This is a genomic window from Shimia sp., from assembly GCF_039969785.1.
In the GTDB taxonomy this organism is placed as follows: domain Bacteria; phylum Pseudomonadota; class Alphaproteobacteria; order Rhodobacterales; family Rhodobacteraceae; genus Shimia.
The window spans coordinates 313,209-336,045 of sequence record NZ_JBDVNC010000004.1; the positions used below are offsets into that span (position 1 = coordinate 313,209).

A 22,837-nucleotide genomic window follows, 5' to 3' on the forward strand; every position below is an offset into this window, starting at 1 on the left:
AACTCAAGAATATGAACTGACCGCAAGGGTCGGTATAATTGTGGCGCTAAATTGACAGCAGGTTTGTGCAGTGATTGACGAGGTTACGAAAACCATAAGCGAGACGGATATCGCAATTGTGGGCATGGCAGCCCATTTGCCCGGTGCGCCGGGGATTGATGCTTATTGGCAGAACCTGCGTGATGGGATTGAATCGATCACACGCCTGAGCGACGCCGAGCTGGAGGCCAATGGCGAAAGCCCGGCCCGCATGCGCCACCGCAATTATGTTCCATCTGCCGCCACATTGGACGGATTTGCCGATTTTGACGCTGATTTCTTTGGTCTCAGCCCCAAGGAAGCGGCAATCATGGACCCACAGCATCGCCAGTTTCTCGAAGTCAGCTGGGAAGCGCTGGAAAACGCCGGTCACATGCCCGAAAATTTCGACGGTCCGATAGGTGTGTTTGCGGGCTGCGGGATGGGCAGCTATTTCTACTTCAACGTCTGTTCCAACCGCGATCTCGTGGATGGCACCGGCATGTTCCTGTTGCGTCATACCGGCAATGACAAGGACTTTATGTCCACGCGCCTTAGCCATTTTCTGGACCTCAAGGGGCCAAGCCTTGGCCTGCAAACCGCTTGTTCGACGTCTCTGGTTGCGGTGCATTATGCGGCCCAATCCATCCTGAACGGTGAATGCGACATGGCACTGGCCGGGGGCGCAACCATCGAATTGCCGCATGGGCGCGGGTATGTTTTTGAAGACGGTGAAATCCTGTCGCCAGACGGGCATTGCCATGCCTTTGATCACCGGGCGCAGGGCACTGTGTTTGGATCTGGCGCAGGCGTGGTGGTGTTGCGCCGGCTGGCTGATGCCATCGCCGATGGCGATCACATCTGGGCCGTGATCAAGGGATCATCTGTCAACAATGACGGCTCGGCCAAGGCCGGGTATCTGGCGCCCTCCGTTGATGGTCAGTCAGCAGCCGTGGCTGATGCGCTGGCGATTGCTGACGTGCCTGCCGACACCGTTGATTATATCGAATGCCACGGCACCGGCACCTATCTGGGCGACCCGATCGAGGTCGCCGCGCTGACCGAAGCATTTCGCGAAACCACGGATGAAACCGGGTTTTGCCGCATTGGGTCGGTGAAAACCAATATCGGGCATCTGGACACGGCTGCCGGGGCGGCCAGCCTGATCAAAACCTCGCTGGCGCTGCACAATCGTCAGATCCCGCCGACGCTGGGTTATGAAGCGCCCAATCCGGCGATTGATTTTGACACCAGCCCATTTCGCGTCAACGACAGCCTGACCGACTGGACCAGCCACAAGGGACCGCGCCGCGCCGGGGTCAATTCGCTGGGCGTGGGGGGCACCAATGCGCATGTGGTGGTCGAAGAGGCCCCCGTTCGCGCGCAATCTGAACAATCGGACTGGCCGTTCCAACTGCTCGTGGTATCGGGCCGGTCCAACAAGGCGCTGGAGGCCAATGCCGCCCGCCTTGCCCAACACCTGCGTGACCATCCGGAACAACCGCTGGAAGATGTCGCGCATACCTTGCTGACCGGACGTCGTGGCTTTGAAAAACGCCGGGTTCTGGTGGCAGAAAGCCATGAACAGACGGCCGATCTGCTGGAGTCTGGCGATCCGCGCCGGGTCTTTACCCATGCCGCTGATACGGACACGCCCGAGGTCGTCTTTATGTTCCCCGGCGGCGGCGCGCAATATGTCGGAATGGGGCGCGACCTTTATGAAACCGAACCGGTGTTTCAGGAATGGATGGACCGGGGCTTTGACGTGCTTGCAGGCAAAGGCGGCGAAGAGCTGCGTGCCCTGTGGTTGGCACAAGGGGACGCGGCGGCTGAGGCCGAGGCACGGTTAAAACGCCCATCCCTGCAATTGCCGCTGATCCTGATGGTGGAATACGCGCTGGCGCAATTGTGGATCAGCTGGGGCGTGAAGCCCGCCGCGCTGGTTGGGCATTCGATGGGCGAAAATACCGCCGCCTGTGTGGCCGGTGTCATGTCGTTTGAAGATTGCCTTGGCTTGGTACAGCTGCGAGGCCAACTGTTTGACACGGTGCCCCCCGGCGGCATGCTGAGCGTGCCGTTGCCGCAGGCAGAAATTGAGCCCTACCTGACCGATGATCTGGACATTGCGTCGCTGAACGCCCCCGGGTTAACGGTGGTTTCCGGCCCGGATGCCGCGCTTGAGACGCTCGCGGCGCAACTGGCGGAACAGGATGTCGACACCCAACGCGTGCCCATCGACATCGCCGCACATTCGCGCATGTTAGAGCCAATTCTGACACGGTTTGGCGATTATCTGCGCTCTATCCAATTGCACGCGCCACAGGTCCCGATCATTTCAAACCGCACCGGTGCTGCACTGTTGCCTGCCGAGGCGACCGATCCGGACTATTGGGTTCAGCACCTGCGCAACACGGTTCTGTTTGCCGACGACATCACCACGCTGTCCCAGGAACCAGCCCGCGTATATCTTGAGGTTGGCCCCGGCAAGGCATTGTCTTCGCTGGTAAAAATGCATGGTGGCGTGAAACCGGACAAAGTGCTGTCCAGCCTGCGCCACATGGACGATGAGATTGCCGATGACGCTTATTTCCTGACGGTGCTGGGTCAGCTCTGGGCCTGTGGCGTCGCGGTGGATTTTGATCAATATTGGGGGGGCATCGCGCGTCAGCGTGTGGTGCTGCCATCATATGCGTTCCAGCGCACCCGCTATTTCATAGAACCCGGCGTGGCGCAGGTTGAAGCGCCCGACGCATTGCTGATGCGGCTTGAGGACACCAGTGACTGGACCTTTGCCCCGGCATGGAAACCTCGGCTGGCCGAATGTGAAATTGACGTTGAGACCGAGCTTGCCACAGCACCGCATCACTCCTGGCTGATCTTTGGGGATGACGCCGGCACCGGCACTGCGCTGGCCACACGTTTGCGCGCAGCGGGGCATGACGTTGTGATTGTCACCGCAGGCGATGCCTTTGCCCGCACCGGGCCTGACAGCTATGCTTTGGCACCGGAACGCGGGCGCGATGGCTATGACGCGCTGGTTCAGGATTTGATGAGCCATGGCCGCGTGCCCGACCGGATCGTGCATATGTGGTTGCTGACGCAAACAGAAACTCATCGGCCCGGATCAAGCTTTTTCCACCGCAATCAGGAACAGGGGCTGATGAGCCTGTTTTTCCTGGCGCAGGCGACTTCCGACGAAAACCTGCCACGTCCATTGCATATTACCACGATCAGCTCTGGCGCGGTGCAAGTGCGCGCCGAAACCCTGCCTTACCCCGAGAAATCCACGGTGTTGGGCGCGGTTCAGGTGATCCCGCGCGAATTGCCCGGCGTGACCTGTGCGCTTTTGGACGTACCGGCCCCTGCCCGCAAGGAACAGGATGCGCTGGCGGTGCGGTTGCTGGATGATCTGATGGCAGAGCCGCGCAATCTGATCGGCGCTGTACGCAGCGAAAAACGGTTTGAGAAAACCTATCGTAAGACGTCGCTTTCCGACGATGCGGCACCCGTCTGGCAGCAGGGCGGCACCTATCTGTTTACCGGCGGGTTTGGCGGCATCAGCCTGACGCTGGCGGAACGTGCAATCCGCGACGTTGCGGCCAATGTTGTGCTGGTATCGCGCGACGGGCTGCCCGAACGCGACACGTGGGACAGTTACTTGCGTGGCCATGGCCCGATGGACCGGACCGCCCGGCGCATTCGCGCTGTCCAGCGGCTGGAATCGCATGGCGGCAATGTGCTGAGTCTGGCGGCGGACGTTTGCAACAGCGACGAAATGGAAGCAGCGGTTGCTGCCGCCCAGTCCCGATTTGGCGACATCCGGGGTGTGATCCACGCTGCCGGTGTGATCGATGACGGGCCGCTTTTGGCCAAGACATCGGCCACCATCGACGATGTGCTGGCGCCCAAGCTGCACGGTACGCAAGTGCTAGAGACACTGTTCCCGGATGGCAGCATTGACTGGCTGGCGCTGTTTGCGTCGTCCTCGACCGCAACCGCCCCTGCCGGTCAGCTCGACTATGTCGCCGCCAATGCCTATCTGAACGCCTATGCGCAATCCCGCGCGGGTGGCAAAACCCGCGTTCTGGCCATCAACTGGGGCCTCTGGGCCGAGGTTGGCATGGCCGCCGAAGCGGTTGCCGCGCGCAGTGGCATGATGCCCACGCTGGTGCATGAACAGATCGACGCGCCTCTGTTGGATGCGGCCGGGTTTGATCCGCAGGGCAATCGCATTTTTACAGCCGACTATGACACTTCGCGCTGGGTGCTCGATCAGCACCGCACCGCAGATGGTCAAGCCGTGATGCCCGGCACCGGGTATATTGAACTGGCGTTCGAAGCCTTGTCTGCTCAGGGCGAAGAGGGGCCTTTTGAAATTCGCGACCTGCTGTTCCTGCGCCCCTTCCAAATCGAAGATGGCGCGGCGCGTGAGTTGCGGGTCGGGCTGATCCGAAGCGACGAAGGCTATCGGTTTGAGGTTCAGAGCGACTGTTTGTTTGGCGGACGCAAGGGCTGGCAAGTGCACGCCGAAGCGCGGCTTGTGCCGGTGCCGGATGCACAGGCCGATCCGATTGAAATTGCCGCGATACAAGCCCGCTGTCCGATCGTGAAATCCGGTGACGGTGCCGCTTTGTCCGCACCTCAAGAGGTGCATCTGCAATTTGGCCCGCGCTGGAAAGTGCTGCGTGAAACCGCATTGGGCACCGGCGAAGGCCTGGCCCGTTTGCGCCTAGATCCTGCGTTTTCGCAAGACGATTGCCTGCTGCACCCCGGTCTGCTGGACATTGCCACAGGCTGGGCCATGGATCTGATCCCGGGCTATGGGCAGGGGCATCTCTGGGTGCCAGTGGGCTATACCCGTTTGCGCATGCTTGCGCCCCTGGCCCAGGACGTCGTCAGCCATGTACGCCTCGCCTCGGGCAACGGTGCCGACGGAATGGCCAGCTTTGATGTCACCATCTGCACGCCTGATGGGCAGGTGTGTTGTGAGGTTGAGGGTTTGTCGCTGCGCCGGGTGGAAACCGCTGCGGGATTTGCGCGTGCGCAGCCTTTGCGCGCGTCAGAAGTGTCGTTTGATGACGCGGCCGAAGCACACTCTCCGCTGTCCCCTGCCGAAGAGCGGCTGGCGCATAACCTGACCCAGGGCATTCCCCCCGAACAAGGCGCAGACATGTTTGCGCACGCTCTGCACGGGTCCCTTGGACAGGTGGTGATTTCATCGCTTGATCTGCCGTCTCTGATGGCGCAGACGCAGTCCGGTCAGGACAGTGAACCTCAGGGCGGGCAATCCTTTGAGCGCCCCGAGCTGGAGTCTGATTTTGTCGAACCCGGCACCGATATCGAACGCACGCTGGCAGGATTCTGGCAGGATTTGCTGGGTGTTGAAAAGGTCGGCATTCAGGACAGCTTTTTTGATCTCGGGGGGCATTCGCTGATCGCGGTGCGCCTGTTTGCGATGGTCAAAAAAGCCTATCGTATTGAGTTTCCGATTTCGGTGTTGTTTGAGGCGCCCACGATTGAGAAATGCGCCGCCATGATTGCGCAACAGCTTGGGCCGCAGACCCAAGGCGCCGACGACGGCGCCCCGGCGCCCGAGGAGGCGCCTGCCCTCCGTCGGTTCACACATCTGGTGCCGATGCATGACGGCGAAGGTGGTTCAAAAACACCGTTCTTCCTTGTCGCGGGCATGTTTGGCAATGTGCTGAACCTGCGCCATCTGGCGCACCTTATCGGGTCTGACAGACCATTTTTCGGACTTCAGGCGCGCGGATTGTTCGGAGACGAAGCCCCGCATGACGATCTGGTGCAGGCCGCGACAGACTATATCGCTGAAATGCGGCAGGTTCAGCTGCAAGGTCCGTATCTCTTGGGTGGCTTTTCCGGTGGCGGAATCACCGCTTATGAAATCGCCCGACAGCTCGAGGCCGCAGGTGAAACCGTCTCGCTTGTCGCCATGTTGGACACGCCTTTACCGGTCCGCCGCGCACTTGGCCGTGCAGATCGCATGCGCATCCAGTGGGCGGAACTTAAGTCCAAAGGTCTGCGCTATCCGTTGATCTGGGCGAAAAACCGCATTGCATGGGAATTTGAAAAGCGCCGTTTGCCTGACGAGACCGCGCAGGACACAACTGGCCAGCATTTCCACGATGCGGAAATCGAAACTGCCTTTTTGCGCGCAGTGGCGCAATACCCCATGCAGGGCTGGGGCGGCAATCTGGTGCTCTTCCGCCCGCCGCTGACCGGCAAATGGGACATGGGTGACGGGCGGTTGGTGGACAAAGATCGCGCCTATGTTTTCCACGACAATGACTGGAGCGCATGGGTGCCCGACGTGCAGGTGTTCGAAGTGCCCGGCGATCATGACAGCATGGTTCTGGAGCCCAATGTCCGGGTTCTGGCGGCGCGCATGAAAAAGGTGATTGCCGCGGCGGAAAAAAAGACATCTGCCCAAATCCGTAAGGAGGCCGCAGAATGACCGGCCCTCGTCTATTGACCATCATCCTGAACTTCCGGACCGCTGACATGACGCTGCAATCCGCGCAAGCCGCATTGCGCGAAATGCAGGGGATCGATGGCGGTATCGTGATTGTTGACAATGACAGCGGCGATGGCTCGTTTGAAGCCATTCAAAGCGAACTGATGCGTCCCGAATGGCCCGCTGACCGGATCGAAGTTGTGGCGTCCGGCCACAATGGCGGCTTTGGCGCAGGCAATAATTTTGGTGTGCGGCATGGCATGGCGCAGCAGGATTATGACTATGTCTATATCCTGAACTCCGACGCATTCCCCGATCCCGGCAGCATCCGCGCGTTGATGCAACATCTGCAGGCCAACCCCAAAACCGGGTTGGCGGGCAGCTATATCCATGGGCCTGATGGTGATCCGCATCTGACCGCCTTTCGCTTTCCATCGCTCTGGGGCGAACTGGAGGGGGCGGCGCGCGTCGGTGTGGTCAGCAAGATGTTAGAGAAACACATCGTGCCGCTGCCCATCCCGGCAGAAACCACACCGGTTGATTGGCTGGCAGGCGCGTCGATGATGATCCGGCGCGAGGTGCTGGAACAGATCGGCCTGTTTGACGAAACATTCTTTCTTTATTTCGAAGAAACCGACCTGTGTCTGCGCGCCGCGCGCGCCGGATGGGCCACCGATTACGTGCGAACCAGCGAAGTCACACATATCGGCTCGGTTTCGACCGGTATGAAAACATGGACCCGCATGCCCCGTTACTGGTTCGACAGCCGACTTTATTTCTTTCGGCAGAACCATGGCGGGCTTTATGCCGGTACCGCAACACTGGCCCATCTGGCTGGTGGACTCATCTGGCGGCTACGCCGTCTGATTGGCGGGAAACCCCGCCGCGACCCTGACTGGTTCCTTTGGGATCTGGTCAAACATTACTGCAAGTTCTCTCTCAAACCGACCAAGCGCGAACGTACCTCAATACCCGATTTTCCTATTTCAGCTGAACCCGCAAGCGGGGGAGAGATACCATGAGCCTAGATACGATTTCCGCAAACGCCCCAATGTCCGCCGTTTTCATCGGCAATGAATCGCTTTTGATCCAGTGTGCCACCCTGTGGCGCGACACCGGTGGCGGGATCGCCGCAATTGTCACGCGTGCGCCCGACATCAAAACCTGGGCCGAAGATGCCGGATTGACCGTGATCTCATCTGATGCAGATCTAGTGACCGAGCTTGGCGCGTTTGAATTTGACTGGCTGATGTCGGTGGCCAATCTCGACATGCTGGCGCAGTCCGTACTGGATTTGCCCACTAAAGGCGCTGTGAATTTCCACGATGGCCCATTACCGCAATATGCGGGCCTGAATGCGCCGGTCTGGGCGCGCATTGCCCAGGAACCGCGCCACGGTATCACGTGGCACATGATCGAAGCCGGGGCAGACACTGGTGACATTCTTGTTCAGCGCATGTTCGATATTTCGCAAACCGATACCGCGCTGACGCTGAACACCAAATGCTATGCCGCCGCAATCGAGAGCTTTCCCGAAGTGATTCAGGCGCTGGCCGACGGCCTGCCTGCGCGGCGCGTTCAGGATGCAACCCGGCGCAGCTATTTCGGGCGTGGCCATCTGCCAATTGGCGCTGGACGTCTGGATTTCCGCTGCGACGCACAAGACGTCGTGGCCATGGTGCGCGCGTTGGATCACGGCGACTATTTCAACCCAATCACCGCACCCAAGCTGGTGGCCGGTGGGCAGATCCTGTTGGTACAGGGTGCCGAGCTGGCCGAAAGCGCAGGGCGCGGCGAACCGGGTGCTGTTTTGGCGGTCTCTGATGACACCGTAACCGTGGCCTGTGGCCGTGGCGCCGTGGTGCTGTCAGGGCTGAGCGACAGTAACGGCACATCCGAAATCCCGACCCACCTGATCCGCATGGGCGAGCGTCTGCCAATGGCGGATCGTGCAACGGCCGATGCCCTGACGCTCACTATGACCAAAGCCGCCAAATCGGAACCGTTCTGGCATGCGCGTCTGGGCGGGTTTGTTCCGGCGACTTTGCCTTTGGTTGCGGCGTCAGGTGATTTGCCGGATATGCGCCGTCTGTCGATCACGTTGCCCGCGCCGCAAATGGCCCTGACTGCCCTGGCGCTTTGGGCGCTGCGGTCTGGTGTGCCCGAGGGCAGCGATATCGCGTTTCGCAGCGCCGATGCGCCAATGGCCGCCGGGTACCTGAACGACTGGGTGCCGCTGCGTATCGATGCCGGACTGCTGGGCGGCAGCGTGGCGCAGGCGCAGAACGCCGTTCAGGGTGAGGCCGCGCTATGTGCCCGTCATGGCGGCTTTGCCCGTGATCTGATCGCCCGCGACCCGCAACTGCAATCACTGACGACGCCTGATCTGGCGATTTGCATGGACACAAGCCATGGCCCGATTGACGGTACCGCCCTGTGCTTTGTGGTACAGGACGCATCTGTGACCCTGCATTATGACGCGACCCGCGTGCCTGCGGATCATGCCGCACGGCTGATCGCCCGGCTTGAAGTTCTGGCCGCGGCGCTGGACGACGACGCACCCGTTCGGTCGTTGCCGATCCTGCCCGACGCAGAACGTCATCATCTGCTGGAAAGCTGGAACGCAACCCGGACCGAGTTTGACGCGAATTTCTGTATGCACCGTCAGTTTGAGGCACAGGTTGCCAAGACGCCGGATGCCCCGGCGCTGGTGTTCGAACATGACATCCTGAGCTACGCCGAGCTGAACGCCCGCGCCAATCGCGCCGCGCATGTGTTGCGCGATATGGGCGTCACACGGGGCGCACTTGTCGGGCTGTGCACCCGGCGTTCGCCCGATCTGGTGGTTGGTGCGTTGGCCATTCTCAAGGCAGGTGGGGCTTATGTGCCGCTTGACCCGGCCTATCCTGACGACCGGCTGGCGCATTACATCGCCGATTCCGGCTGTGGTGTGATCATCACGCAGGCGTCTTTGGCCACCGATTTGCCGCCGCATCAGGCGCAAGTGCTGGAACTGGACACCGATACACGTTTGGGAGCCGCCTCTGACGTGAACCCCACGCCTGTGTCCGGTGGCGACGATCTGGCCTATCTGATCTATACATCCGGATCGACCGGCACCCCCAAGGGCGTCATGGTCGAACATGGCAATGTCGCCAACTTTTTTGTCGGTATGGATGCGCGCGTGCCTCATCAGGCGGGCGATACGTGGCTGGCAGTCACGTCGCTGAGCTTTGATATTTCGGTGCTGGAGCTGTTCTGGACTCTGGCGCGCGGCTTCAAGCTGGTGCTGTCGGGTGATGAAACCTCGACGCAGATTTCCAACGGACGGTTGCCTGCGGCAGCTGGCGGGATGGATTTCTCGATCTATTACTGGGGCAATGACGATGGTCAGGGGTCCAGGAAATACGAGATGCTGCTGGAAGGCGCGAAGTTTGCCGACGAACACGGGTTCTGTGCGGTCTGGACGCCCGAGCGCCATTTCCACGCCTTTGGGGGTCCCTACCCCAACCCATCTGTCACCGGTGCGGCTGTGGCGGCCGTGACCAAACAGATCGGCGTGCGCGCAGGATCCTGTGTTTCGCCGCTGCATCACACCGCGCGCATCGCCGAAGAATGGGCGGTGATCGACAATCTGACCGACGGGCGCGCCGGACTGGCGATTGCCAGCGGCTGGCAACCTGACGATTTTGTGCTGCGCCCGGAAAATACGCCGCCGCGCAATCGCGATGTGATGTTTGAACAAATGGAAGACCTGCGCCGTCTGTGGCGTGGTGAAACCGTGGATTTCCCGCGCAAAGATGGCAGCATGCACGCCGTGCTGACCCAACCGCGGCCGGTCTCCAAAGAGCTGCCACTGTGGGTGACCACCGCTGGCAACCCGGAAACGTGGAAAGACGCGGGGCGCAACGGGTGCAACGTGCTGACACACCTGCTGGGTCAAAGCGTTGAGGAAGTGGGCGCAAAGATCGCGCTCTATCACGATGCATTGCGCGAGGCCGGGCATAACCCGGATGACTTTACCGTTACGCTGATGTTGCACAGTTTCCTGGCACAAGACCGGGAAACCGCCCGCGAAATCGCGCGTGAACCGATGAAGGACTATCTGCGCGCCGCTGCCGGGCTGATCAAGTCATATGCCTGGGCCTTCCCGGCGTTCAAACGCCCCGAGGGCGTGAACAATTCGTTTGAGCTGGATCTTGGCGTTCTGTCAGAAGAAGAGCTGGAAGAAATTCTGGACTTCGCCTTTCTGCGGTATTTCGAAGATAGCGGGTTGTTCGGCACTGTCGAAGACGCGCTGGACCGGGTTGAACAGGTCAAACGCATTGGCGTGACCGAGATTGCCTGTCTGATCGATTACGGCATCGATTTTGCAAATGTCATGCAGGGCCTGCGCCCGCTGGCCGAGGTTCTGCGTCGCGCCAACGAAGGGGGTGAACTTGACCCCTCTGATACATCGATTGCCGCCCAGATGTTGCGCCATGATGTCAGCCATATGCAGTGCACCCCGTCGATGGCACGCATGATTGCGATGAATGACGAAGCCCGCTTTGCGCTTGGCAACGTGCAGCATCTGCTGGTCGGAGGCGAGGCACTCTCGGGCGCGTTGGTGGCAGACCTGAACGCGGCGACACGTGCGCAGGTTCAGAATATGTATGGCCCGACAGAAACCACCATCTGGTCGTCATCCTCCAGCGCGGATGCATCCGAAGGTGTCGCAAATATCGGGCATCCCATTGCCAACACACAACTTTACGTGCTGGACGACGCAGGCGAACTTGCCCCTGTGGGTGTCGCTGGCGAGCTGTATATCAGCGGTGCAGGTGTCACGCGCGGCTATTGGCAGCGCGATGCGCTGAGCGCGGAACGCTTTGTCGACAACCCGTTCGGCGACGGGCGGCTCTATCGCACTGGCGACCTTGTGCGCTGGCGCAACGATGGCCAGCTTGATTTCCTTGGGCGCGCCGACCATCAGGTCAAGCTGCGCGGCTATCGCATCGAATTGGGTGAAATCGAAACACGTCTGGAAGAGATTGCCGGAATTGAGCAGGCGGTTGTAATCGCGCGCGAAGATACGCCCGGCGACGTGCGGCTGGTTGCTTATCTGCGTGGCTCCGCTGTGCCAACGGATGCGGATATCCGCGCTGATCTGCGCGCCAATCTGCCTGACTTTATGCGACCCCAGCATTTTGTCGCGCTGGCAGACTTCCCGCTGACGCCGAACAAAAAAGTGGATCGTAAGGCGCTGCCTGCGCCCGAAGCGACCCGCAAGCTGGCGGTGCCGGAACCGCTTGCCACGCCGATACCGGTGCAGGCGGATGCCAATAGCGATCTGGCCCAAAGTGTTGCCGATATCTGGGCACGTGTGCTGGGTGTCAGCCAGATTTCGGCCACGGATAACTTCTTTGATCTGGGCGGGCATTCGTTGCTGGCGGTGCAGGCGCATCGTGAAATCCGGGCCGCAACCAGCGCTTCAAAGCTGTCAATCACCGACATTTTCCGCTTTCCTGTATTGGGCGCGCTGGTCGGACGACTGGAAGAGTTGACCGGTGGGGCCAAGCCTGCCGGCAGCCCCGAAACCGCCCCTGCTCAGGATGTTGCCGACCGCGCAACAGATCGGGCCGAGGCCATGTCAAAACGTCGTGCCATGCGCGCACGCCGTCGAACAGGTGCTTGATGATCGAAGCGACAAACCATCTTGACCAATTGCAGGCGCGTGCGCGCGTTTGGGCACCCGAAGGCGTTGCAGTTGCGGTGTCTAACCCCTTGTTGCCAGCCGAACCCGTCTGGCCACAAGAAGCACCCGCCATTGCGCATGCCGTTCCGGCGCGGCGGCGCGAATTTGCCGCCGGACGCCACGCTGCGCGCCAGGCGATGTCCGAATTGAGCCTTGAACCACGCGCCATTCCCGGCGCGCGCAACCGGGCCCCGCAATGGCCGCGCGGTCTGACCGGCTCGATCAGCCACGATGGGGCAAGCTGTGTTGTAGTGATGGCGTTGACCAGCCAGTTTCGCGCCCTGGGTGTTGATGTTGAACCAAACGCACCTTTGCCCGAAGATCTGGTGCCTGAAATTTGCATTCCCTCCGAGCGGGCGTGGTTGGCCAGTCTGCCAGCCACGCAACGCCATGGCACGGCGCGGCGGATATTCTGCGCCAAGGAGGCTGTGTACAAAGCGCAATTTCCGCTGACCCGCCTGTTATTCGGGTTTGATGCCGTGGAAATTTATCTGCATGAGGACGACCAGTTCACTGCCACGTTCCGGCGCACGGTTGGGGCCATTCGGGCCGGCAGCACGCTTTCTGGTCATTGCGGGGCGGTCGGCGGTCATATTCTGGCAATGGTCACGCTGGGCGCTGAACAAGGATCACAAAACGCAGATTTCCCAGTTTCGGCCATTGGATAACCACAATCGGACGCCACATTATGGTGAACAGAGCGCAAAAATGAATCGCGCCGTGACCGATTGAGGACTGAGTATGGATAAGATCCAGACACTTGGAGAAGTGGTGAACATGCTCCGCAGAAGGTTTCTTCTGTGGGCATCTGTCATTACGTTGGGTGTTCTGATCTCACTCGCCTATGCGCTGAGCCTGCCACAGCAATACGAAACATCCGCGACAATCCAGATCGAGCAACCATCGATTCAGGCCGGTGACTCTACCCTTGGATCGGTCAATGCCGCCATGCTGCAAAAGCTGCAGATCGTCGAACAAAGGGTGATGGCCCGCGATAATCTTTTGACCATCATCGACAAGTTTCAGCTTTATGCCAACGCACAGGGCCTGTCTTCGGTTCAAAAAGTGGAATTGCTGCGCAGTGCTGCCCGGGTTGGACATATCACCAACCCCGATTTCCGCTGGCGTCAGGATGTCAGCCCTTCGGCGCTTTTGGTGACGGTGCGCATGAATGATCCGGTTCTGGCGGCAAATGTCGCCAATGAGCTGGTCAATAATGTGCTTGAACAAGAGCAAGACCGCCGGACCGCCCGTGTGCGTGAAACGCTGAATTTCTTTGAGGGCGAAGAAATCCGGATCGGCAATGCCATCACGATGCTGGAAGAAGAAATCGCGGAATTTAAGAAACGCAACGCCGCGCTTTTGCCCGGTGGTGTCGACATTCTGCGGACGCGGCTGGCGGATTTGCTGCAAATTGAACTAGAGGTCCAGCGCGAGATTGTGTCTTTGCAGGATGGGCTGGGCACAAATGACAATTCAATTCGGGGCCAACAGGTGCGCAGATTGCAGGAAGAACGCGATCTGTACCGTTTGGAAATCATCGAAACCGAAGAATCCATTGCTGCCTCGCCGCGCGTAGAACAGCAATACAACAAATTGCTGCGCCAGCTCACCAAGCTGGAAGACCAATACGGTGCCATAACAGTGGGCAAAGCCGAAGCGGAAATGAACCAGATGCTGGAAGCGACCAGCCAGTCCGACAGCTTTGCCGTGCTGGAACAGGCGTTGCCGCCAGATTGGCCAATTGCCCCGTCGCGCAAAAAGATTCTGGGCATGGGCGGGCTGCTGAGCGGTGTGCTGGCTATTGTTCTGGTGATACTTGCCGAATTACGCAGCCCGGTGATCTGGACACGTACGCAATTTGAACGTCAGCTCGGCATGCGTGCGGTTGCAGCGATCCCTGTGATCGAGCGCCCCCGTGATCGGCGTAAGCGTCTTTTTAACTTTGGGGCAAAGATCGGCCTGATGGTTGCGGGCTTTTCTGCACTGGCCGCCATCATACTGAAATTTGGTCGCTAAGGCGCCACAATTGCGCCTTATTTGCCCCAGACCGGGGTTTGCCGCCCGAATCACATCGCTCTTTTTTCGCGGCGTTCTAAAGCCTTTGGAAACAATCCAGTGCATTTGATTGGGACTATTTCCATTTCGTGAATGCAAATATAGTTAATTTGTTCCAAATACCCGGGTTAATTCCCGATGACAAATACGCGCCACAATTGAAACCGTTTAAAAACAATGCATTACAATTTTTTGACACGAAAATACGGTAGATTTTTCGGAAATTGTGTCTAATGTTTGTTCTTGGGTGGGCGCTTCTTGGGAAGGAGCACTCGAAGAACGGAAATACGATTGCTTGTTGGGACAAGCCCCTGCTGCCGGGGACGCTTTCTTTGACAACTGAGGTCTGAATCTGACCGTGCGCCAATATTGGCGGACGCCACATTCTTTGGGCCAGCTTTCTGCCTTCTGATCTTTCGACGTTGCTTTTCGAGGCTCTAGGGGATGACGCCGATGGCGATCTATTCGCGAAAACATTTTGACGAGGCATTTGCGGTCGCGCCGCCTCGTTCTGGTTTATATCGCACCTATGTCAAACGCATGTTTGACGTATCTTTTGTCGTTGCTGTTGCACTTCCAGTTGGTCTTATCATCGCGATTTTAGCGTTGATTATTGCGCGCGACGGGGCGTCGCCGTTCTATTATCAGGAACGGGTGGGACGTAACGGCAAGACTTTCAAGATGCTGAAACTCAGATCTATGGTGCCGAATGCCAAAAGCATGCTTGAGACCCATTTGCGCGCCAATCCGGCGGCGCGGCGGGAATGGAATGAAAAACAGAAGCTGACCAATGACCCCCGGATCACATGGATCGGGCGGATCATTCGCAAATCGTCCCTGGACGAGCTGCCTCAGTTCTGGAACGTGTTACGCGGCGACATGTCCGTGGTTGGCCCACGTCCTATGATGCCTGAACAAGTCAAACTGTACCCCGGTACTGCGTATTACGCGATGCGTCCGGGCATCACAGGGTTCTGGCAGATTTCCGAGCGCAACGAATGCAGCTTTGCCGAACGGGCGCTGCATGACACCGACTATGACCACGCCGTATCCTTTAGCACTGACGTCGCCATTGTGGCACGCACAGTGTTGGTAGTGGCCGCGGGCACCGGCGTCTGATACGACAACTGGCATGATTGAGCGCGCGCGCTATACTGGGCGCGCGCTTTGTGTTTCAGGAGAGACCCGGTCGGATGCCCAATGCATTTGCAAGCCTGATGCTGGTATGCTGGCCCATCGTGGTCTGGCGTCTCTTTCTGGTGTTGCCGCAAGGGCGTGCGCTGATCTGGTCACTATTGGGAGCCTACTTGCTGCTTCCCCCGCCTCCGGCAAAATTCGATTTTCCGCTGATGCCGCCGCTCGACAAAAGCTCGCTTCCACATTTGGCGATTTTTCTGGTTGTTGTGCTGGTTCTGAAAGCAAAGCCAAAACTGATACCTGAGTCCCAGCTGGCGAAATGGCTTGTAGTCATTTTCATTTTCTCACCAATCCTGACAGTGATGACAAATGGCGAACCGCTGATTTTTTCGGAACAATACATTCGCGGACTGCACTTTCAGGATGCGATTGCCCAGCCCATCAACCAGTTCATTACGCTGATCGGGTTTCTGATGGCCCGCCATTATCTGCAAACCCGCGAAGATCAGCGCGATCTGTTGATTGCACTGCTGATCGCCGGGTTGGTGTACACTGTGCCTATTCTGATAGAACTCAGGCTTAGCCCACAGATTAACAACTGGGTTTACGGGTATTATCAGCATCTGTTTTCCCAGACCATCCGGGGTGGCGGCTATCGCCCGATGGTGTTTTTGTACCATGGCATCTGGGTCGCCTATTTCATGCTGGTATGTCTGTTGGCCGCTCTGGCGATCTGGCGCGGCGATACACAACAATCGCGGATCAAGTATCTGGTGGCAGCGGCCTATCTGGTGGTGATTCTGGTTTTGTGTAAAACGCTGGCGATGCTGTTTTATGCCGGGGTTGCGGGGTTGATGATTGTTATGCTGCCCACGGCCGCACAGTTGCGCATCGCTGTGGTGCTTGCAGCGGTTGCATGTGTCTATCCGGTCCTCAAATCTGCCGATCTGGTGCCGGCAGACGCCATTCTGGCGCAGGCCAGAGAGATCTCGCCCGAACGTGCCTCATCACTGGCGTTCCGGTTCGAAAATGAAGACATCCTTGCCGAACGCGCCTTTGAAAAACCGCTGTTTGGGTGGGGCATCTGGGGGCGCAACCACCTGCACGACCCGACAACAGGGCTGATCACGTCTGTGTCAGACGGCTATTGGGTCATTGTTCTGGGTGTGTGGGGCTGGGTTGGATATGTCGCCCAGTTTGGCCTGCTCTCGTTGCCGATTTTCCTGCTGTGGCGACATCTGGGCAAAGCCCGCTCGGATGTGCGCACACAGTTCGTGCGAAAGGCGACCTATACCATGCGTGGCGGGGCGCATGTGGATACCTCGGTCACGCGGGTCGAAGTGTCGCCTTATGTCGGGCCGTTGGCACTGATGCTGGGCATCAACCTGATTGACTTGTTGCCAAATGCGACCCTGACGCCAATGACATGGGTGATTTCAGGCATGTTGCTGGGGCATGCCGAAATGTTGGCCCGCCGGCGTCATGAGAATCAAATCTCGCCCCAGACCGAAATCCCCGAGCCGCAAAAGCGCCGGACTATTCTGTAACGTCTGTGTCCTGACCTTTGACACGGATCACGCGTGCAGGAATCCCCACCACAACCGCGCCTTCGGGCACATCGCTGGTCACAACCGCATTGGCGCCGATCTCGGCATTGTCGCCTATGGTGATCGCCCCCAACAGCTTGGCGCCTGCGCCCACATCGACATGCCCACCCAGCGTCACCGCACCGGACAAGGTCACCTGATGCATCAGCATGCAGTTTGGTCCAATTCTGGCATTGGGATGCACAATCACGCCGGTCGGGTGTGGCAACCTCAGACCGCCCCCGATGGGCATATGCAAATGCAGCTCTGACTGCGTGATAATCGACCAGAACCGATGCACCAACACCCAGTATTTCGACATCACCCCGCCAAACAGGCCAGCATTTTCTTTGGCCGCCTGATAACGACGCACGGCCCGGATCAGCTTGGGGCCGGCATCCCAAAACCCGGTCACAGTTTCCCGTGTCCAGTCCGGTTCGGTGGCCGATACGTTCATTTCCAGCTTCACCTTCAGACCCCTGCCATTAAATTGCCCTGAAAACGTTGTCGCAAAACCTCTGTTGTTTCGCAACTTCGGACTGCACACCGCTTAATCTTGATGCCAACCGTGCCACAGTGTTTTGCTGAGGCCCAACACCACTAAGAGCAGGATGTTCCGGCCAATGCGCCAGACCACCACAGCGCCCCACAGGGCTGAAATCGATGGGCTGCGCGCCATCGCCGTTCTGGCGGTGGTGCTGTATCATTTCGGACTGCCCGGCCTTTCGGGCGGGTTTGTCGGCGTTGATATCTTCTTTGTCATCTCGGGTTTTCTGATTGGCGGCATTTTGTGGCGCGAGAAAACCATGACCGGTCGTTTGTCGCTGGGGCGGTTTTATCTGCGCCGCATCCGTCGTCTGGCCCCGGCCTATGTCGCCATGTCCGCCGCTGTGCTGGTTGTCGGCTGGGTGATCCTGCTGCCGTATGATTTTCGCGAAACCGCTAAGGGCGTGATCGCCGCCACTGTGTATTTGTCCAATGTGCTGTTCTTTCGCCAGTCGGGATATTTTGACGGGGCGGCCGAGGACAAAGTGCTGCTGCACACGTGGTCGCTGTCGGTCGAGGAACAGTTCTATCTGTTCCTGCCGCTGGTGTTCCTGTTGCTGGGCCGGTCGCGCGGCGCGATGATCGGCGCCTTTGTGGCCTTGTTTGTGCTGTCACTGGCCAGTTCCATCCCCATGACCAGCCGCGCCCACACCGCCGCATTTTATCTGTTTCCGTTCCGCGCATGGGAGCTTTTGGCCGGAGTATTGCTGGCCGTCTGGGGCGCTGAGCGTGCAACAGACTGGCGCTATGGCGCGTGGCTCAGCTGGGCAGGGCTGGCATTGGTGTTGGCGGGTATCGCATTCATCCAGCCCGGCTATGGGTTCCCCGGCTGGCAAGCCCTCATACCCGTCGCAGGTACCGTTTTGTTGTTGCTGAACGGACAGCATGCAAATCCGGTAAACCGCGCGCTGTCGATGCGCGGGCCGGTGGCAATCGGTTTGATTTCCTATTCGCTGTATCTGTGGCACTGGCCGGTTCTGACCCTGTCGACCTATGTGCGCGGGGCCTATTCAGGCATCATCGAAACCGGGCTTTGGATTGGTCTTTGTCTGGTCCTTGCCGCGCTGTCATGGCGGTTCATTGAGCAACCGGTCAGAGGCGCAAAAAACCTGACAGGCAGGGGAGTGCTGGCAGGTGCCGCGTTGGCATCCGTCCTGCTGGTGGGTGCAAGCGCGGTGATCTTTCGCGCCGATGGTTTGCCAGGTCGGTTTGGACAAGAAACGCAGGTGCACATCGCGGCATCCGGCGATTTCCTGCAGGATTTTTCGCGCTGCACCACGCCTGACACCGGCCCGCTGAAAGGGTTGGAAACCTGCCCCATTGGACCAGCGGACCAGACCGCGACATTGTTGATCTGGGGCGACAGCCATGTGCGCGCCTTTTACGAAGGGCTGGCACTGGCCGCCCAGGAGCAAGGCCGGGCTGCGTTGGTGATCTGGCGCGCAGGGTGCCCGCCGGTCTTTGATCTGGAGAAAATCGAAAACAGCGCGACGGCCACGCAAAACCGCGCCTGTCGCGCCGCCAATGACCAAATTCGGGCGGCGATTGAGGCAACGCCGGACATTCGTGATGTGCTGTTGATTGGACGCTGGGCCTATTATGCGACCGGAACAGGCATCGGAATTGACGCGCATAATACGATCACACTGCAAGGCGTGACCGACGCGGGCCTGCCTCAGGATCAGCTTCTGGCGCAGGCGCTCAAGGACACGATTGCGTCTTTGTCGGTGCGCGACCTCAACGTCTTTGTGCTGCGTCAGCCGCCGGAAATTGACGCCTATGCCGCCCCAGATATGGCGCGCGCACTGGCACATAAGCGCATCACGCCCCAAGACGCCCGCAAGGTTGCACAAGTCACCCGCAGTGATGCAGAACGCCGTGCGGCCTCGGGTCAAAACGCGGTGGACGCTAGCGGTGCCCAAGTGATCGATCCGTGGCCCATGCTGTGTGATCAGTTCCTGTGCGATGCCATACAGAACGGTCAGGGGTTCTATTTCGACAACAACCACATCACCAACACAGCCGCGAAGGCGATGCGCAGCATGTTTGCGCCCATCTTCGGCGGGGCACAGCCATGACCGACCTCCAGGACACCCGGTGGGACGTAATTGTGATTGGCACCGGCATGGGCGGCGGCACCATCGGGCGGCGGTTGGCCGAACGAGGGATGTCCGTTTTGTTTGTCGAACGCGGCCCTGCCGGGTTGCGCGCCGAAGAAACCGAGCTGAGCGCAGACATCTGGGACAAGCAGGCGCGTCTGGTGCGCGGCTATTGGCCCGAACCGATGCATGCCCGGATTGACGGGATCGACACCATGTTCAACGCGCCTCTGGGGGCCGGTGTGGGCGGATCATCGGTGTTTTATGCCGCCACGCTGGAACGCCCCGAACCGCATGATCTGGACAACAGCCCGGACATGGCGCACCCAACTGGCGGATGGCCGGTTAGTTACGCCGAAATGCGCCCCTATTTCGAACAGGCGGAACGTCTATTTCACGTCTGTGGCAGCGCCGATCCATTGGGCGACGCGGTCGACCTTCCACAAGGCCCCACCATGCCGCCCGCTGACAAGGCACTGATGCAGGCCATGCAGCGCGCAGGATTGCACCCTTATCAGGGTCATTTGGCATTGCGGCATCTGGAGGGATGCCAGATGTGTCTGGGTTCAAAATGCCCCCGCGCCTGCAAGATGGATGGGCGTTCTGCCGGGGTGGAACCGGCCCTGGCGACCGAGCATGCCCGGGTGCTGGACCTGTGTGAGGTGACCCAATTGCACAGCCAGAATGGCCAGATCACCGGCCTTTCGGCGCGGCGCCATGACACGCAAATCACGCTGACCGCGCGCGCATATGTTCTGGCTGCCGGGGCGCTCAGTTCGCCCCGGTTGCTGATGGCCTCTGGCGATTTGGCCAACGGGTCCGGGATGGTGGGGCGCAACCTGATGTTCCACCTGTCCGAAATGTTCGCCCTGTGGCCGGGGCGCGGTCATGACAGCCCGGCCCCAACCAAGGCGCTGGCGTTCCGGGACCTTTACCAAAGTGGGGGCCTGCGCCTTGGCATGGTGCAGGCGATGGGGATCGAGGCGCGCTATGGCGAGATTGTGCACTACCTGAACATGGCCTTTGACCGCTCTGTTCTGCGGCGTTTCAAAACCTTGCGCCAACTGACCCGCCTGCCTGCTGCCATGGCTGTGCGTCTGTTTGGCAATGCCAAGATTTTTGTCGGCATTCTGGAAGACCTGCCCTATGCGCAAAACCGTGTGCTGTTTGACCCTGACGCGCCAGACAAGCTGGCCATCTCATACGACATCGCACCGGAATTGCGCACCCGCCGCAAGGCGTTTCGCAAGGCCATTCGCAAGGGCCTGAAAGGGGTGCGTTCGGTGTTTCTGGGCCGCGGACCTGATCTGAATTATGGCCATCCCTGCGGGACGTTGCGATTTGGCGATGATCCCCAAAACAGCGTCCTGAACCGGGACTGCCGCGCACATGCGATTGATAATCTTTGGGTTGCGGATGCCAGCTTCATGCCAACATCCATGGGTGTGAACCCCAGCCTGACGATTGCGGCCAATGCGCTGCGCGTTGGCGATCACCTGTTTGAAGACCTGCAAAAGGAGACCCCGCATGACTGACCGGACGCCAGACCACATGGCCGTTGTCACCGGTGCCGGATCCGGGCTGGGGCGGGCATTGGCCATTGCTCTTTGTGCCAAAGGGGTGCGGGTCGCCGGGATGGGGCGGCGTGCCGGGGCGCTAGAGGGCACAGCGAAATTGGCAGGCGCGGGATTTACGGCGATCCCGGCGGATGTATCAGACCCGAAATCTGTCAAATCCGCGTTTCAGCAGGTGCGCGCCATCACCCCTGTGACAATTCTGATCAACAATGCCGGTGTGTATCCTCATCGCGATATCTTTGACGAAACCGCCGACAGCTTTATGGCCACAGTGAACACCAACCTTGGCGGCATGGTCGCCTGCACGCGTGAGGCGTTGCAGGACATGGGCGAAACCGGACAGGGGCGCATCGTGAATGTGTCCAGCTTTTCCGACATCGCACCGCCCCCTTGCAGCGCCGCCTACAGCGTATCCAAAGGCGCCTGCACGATCTTTTCCCGCACGTTGGTGGCTGATTTGGGCGACCGGTTGCCGGGCATCGTGATCACCACGTGGATGCCGGGCATGCTGGCCACCGATATGGGTATTCCCGAGGGGCTGGACCCCGAAATTGCCGCCGGTTGGGGCGCGGCACTGGCCTTGTGGTCCGACCGGTCTCTGAACGGTGCAGTGTTTGAGATGGATCGCGAAATCCTGCCGCCGCGCGGGCTTAAGGAAAAACTAAAAGACGTGTTGTTGATGCGGCGTCGGTCAGCCCGCAGAATCGCCGTTTGAGCGCCGCAACCGCAGCGCATCGCGGGTCAGGCGGGGCAAAATCGCGATACAGTGCGCATAGCGCCCGACCAGCCGCGCCGGATTGCTGAGCAACCGCCATAACCATTCCAGCGCCAAGCGCTGAACCCACTTTGGCGCGCGTTTTTGCGACCCGGCCAGAAAATCCAGCCCTGCACCAATACCGGCAAACCCAACCCCGGGGGCAACAACCCGCCCACGCGCGGCCAGCTGCTCTTGCTTGGGCGCGCCCAGCGCCAGAAAGGCCATTCCGGCACCGCTGTCGACAATTTTGCGTAGCAGTGTGTTGGCCGCGGCACTGTCGGCATCAAACCCCATCGGCGGGGCAATGCGCGTCGCAATCACCAATCCCGGCACCCGGGCGCATAACGCCATTCCCGCCAACTCTAACGAAGCCTCAGTAGACCCGATCAAAGCCACGGTTACGCCAGATCGCGCCGCCATCTCCGCCAGCGGCACCACCAGATCAGCACCGGGCATCAGCTCAACAGGCTGCTGCGCCAGTTTGGCCAACCACACGACGGGATTGCCATCAGCCACAACAAAATCCTGAGCTCGATAAGCGGCGGCAAATTCCGCGTCCTGACCTAGCTTTACGAGGTGATCAAGGTTGATGGTCGCCAAAGCAAACCCCTCACCTGTCTCAAACCGCGTGACGACAGCTTTTTCCAAGTCCGATGCGGTTGGGATATTGACCGTGACTGGCCCGTCAAGCGCCTGAAATTCCACGAATCCACTCCAACATCCGAACTGTGTCGGCGCAACCCTAGCATCTGGGTCGGTGCGGACCAGAACCTTTAGTCCACTTTGATATCAAAGTGGTTCCTGCGCGCCACAAACACGCGCTTAACATGCCGCAGCGCTGGCCTCG

At 59.5% G+C, this 22,837-nt stretch carries 12 protein-coding genes; 10 read left to right on the forward strand and 2 right to left on the reverse strand.

The window, feature by feature from the left end:
* Positions 1-70: 70 nt before the first annotated feature.
* The 7 genes from ABJI08_RS01890 (at position 71) to ABJI08_RS01920 (ending at position 16,972) form a co-directional block, all read left to right on the forward strand.
* Positions 71-6,493 carry an SDR family NAD(P)-dependent oxidoreductase gene (locus tag ABJI08_RS01890; RefSeq protein ID WP_348400134.1) on the forward strand — a complete coding sequence of 2,141 codons (6,423 nt, stop codon included), beginning with the start codon at positions 71-73 and terminating at the stop codon, positions 6,491-6,493.
* On the forward strand, positions 6,490-7,515 hold the full coding sequence (locus tag ABJI08_RS01895) for a glycosyltransferase family 2 protein (protein WP_348400135.1): 1,026 nt from the start codon (positions 6,490-6,492) through the stop codon (positions 7,513-7,515). Before ABJI08_RS01890 ends, ABJI08_RS01895 begins: the two co-directional genes overlap by 4 nt.
* Positions 7,512-12,170 (forward strand): MupA/Atu3671 family FMN-dependent luciferase-like monooxygenase, encoded by a 4,659-nt coding sequence (locus ABJI08_RS01900; protein WP_348400136.1) that lies wholly within the window; start codon positions 7,512-7,514, stop codon positions 12,168-12,170. The genes ABJI08_RS01895 and ABJI08_RS01900 overlap by 4 nt, the downstream gene beginning before the upstream one ends.
* The gene (locus ABJI08_RS01905) at positions 12,170-12,898 is read left to right on the forward strand and encodes a 4'-phosphopantetheinyl transferase superfamily protein (protein WP_348400137.1); all 729 of its coding nucleotides are present in this window, start codon (positions 12,170-12,172) and stop codon (positions 12,896-12,898) included. The genes ABJI08_RS01900 and ABJI08_RS01905 overlap by 1 nt, the downstream gene beginning before the upstream one ends.
* A gap of 73 nt (positions 12,899-12,971) precedes the next feature.
* Positions 12,972-14,249: a Wzz/FepE/Etk N-terminal domain-containing protein gene (locus ABJI08_RS01910; RefSeq protein WP_348400138.1), complete on the forward strand. Its 1,278-nt coding sequence runs from the start codon at positions 12,972-12,974 to the stop codon at positions 14,247-14,249.
* 492 nt (positions 14,250-14,741) lie between these two features.
* Complete coding sequence (locus ABJI08_RS01915; RefSeq protein WP_348400139.1) at positions 14,742-15,407, forward strand: sugar transferase; 666 nt, start codon at positions 14,742-14,744, stop codon at positions 15,405-15,407.
* Positions 15,408-15,481: 74 nt separating this feature from the next.
* Positions 15,482-16,972, forward strand: a complete 1,491-nt coding sequence (locus ABJI08_RS01920; RefSeq protein WP_348400140.1) for a hypothetical protein — start codon at positions 15,482-15,484, stop codon at positions 16,970-16,972.
* On the opposite strand, the gene ABJI08_RS01925 is transcribed toward ABJI08_RS01920, so the two are convergent.
* On the reverse strand, positions 16,962-17,480 hold the full coding sequence (locus tag ABJI08_RS01925; RefSeq protein WP_348400141.1) for a serine acetyltransferase: 519 nt from the start codon (positions 17,478-17,480) through the stop codon (positions 16,962-16,964). The two genes, ABJI08_RS01920 and ABJI08_RS01925, sit on opposite strands and share 11 nt — an antisense overlap.
* 154 nt (positions 17,481-17,634) lie before the next feature.
* Between ABJI08_RS01925 and ABJI08_RS01930 the strand changes: the two genes are divergently transcribed.
* Genes ABJI08_RS01930 through ABJI08_RS01940 form a run of 3 tightly spaced genes read left to right on the forward strand, consistent with a single transcriptional unit; the run spans position 17,635 to position 21,948 of the window.
* Positions 17,635-19,635 (forward strand): acyltransferase family protein, encoded by a 2,001-nt coding sequence (locus tag ABJI08_RS01930; protein ID WP_348400142.1) that lies wholly within the window; start codon positions 17,635-17,637, stop codon positions 19,633-19,635.
* Entirely contained in the window at positions 19,632-21,191 is a 1,560-nt protein-coding gene (locus ABJI08_RS01935) for a GMC family oxidoreductase (protein WP_348400143.1), read from the forward strand. The genes ABJI08_RS01930 and ABJI08_RS01935 overlap by 4 nt, the downstream gene beginning before the upstream one ends.
* The gene (locus tag ABJI08_RS01940) at positions 21,184-21,948 is read left to right on the forward strand and encodes an SDR family oxidoreductase (RefSeq protein ID WP_348400144.1); all 765 of its coding nucleotides are present in this window, start codon (positions 21,184-21,186) and stop codon (positions 21,946-21,948) included. Before ABJI08_RS01935 ends, ABJI08_RS01940 begins: the two co-directional genes overlap by 8 nt.
* On the opposite strand, the gene ABJI08_RS01945 is transcribed toward ABJI08_RS01940, so the two are convergent.
* Positions 21,925-22,695: a WecB/TagA/CpsF family glycosyltransferase gene (locus ABJI08_RS01945; RefSeq protein ID WP_348400145.1), complete on the reverse strand. Its 771-nt coding sequence runs from the start codon at positions 22,693-22,695 to the stop codon at positions 21,925-21,927. The genes ABJI08_RS01940 and ABJI08_RS01945 overlap by 24 nt on opposite strands.
* Positions 22,696-22,837 lie beyond the last annotated feature (142 nt).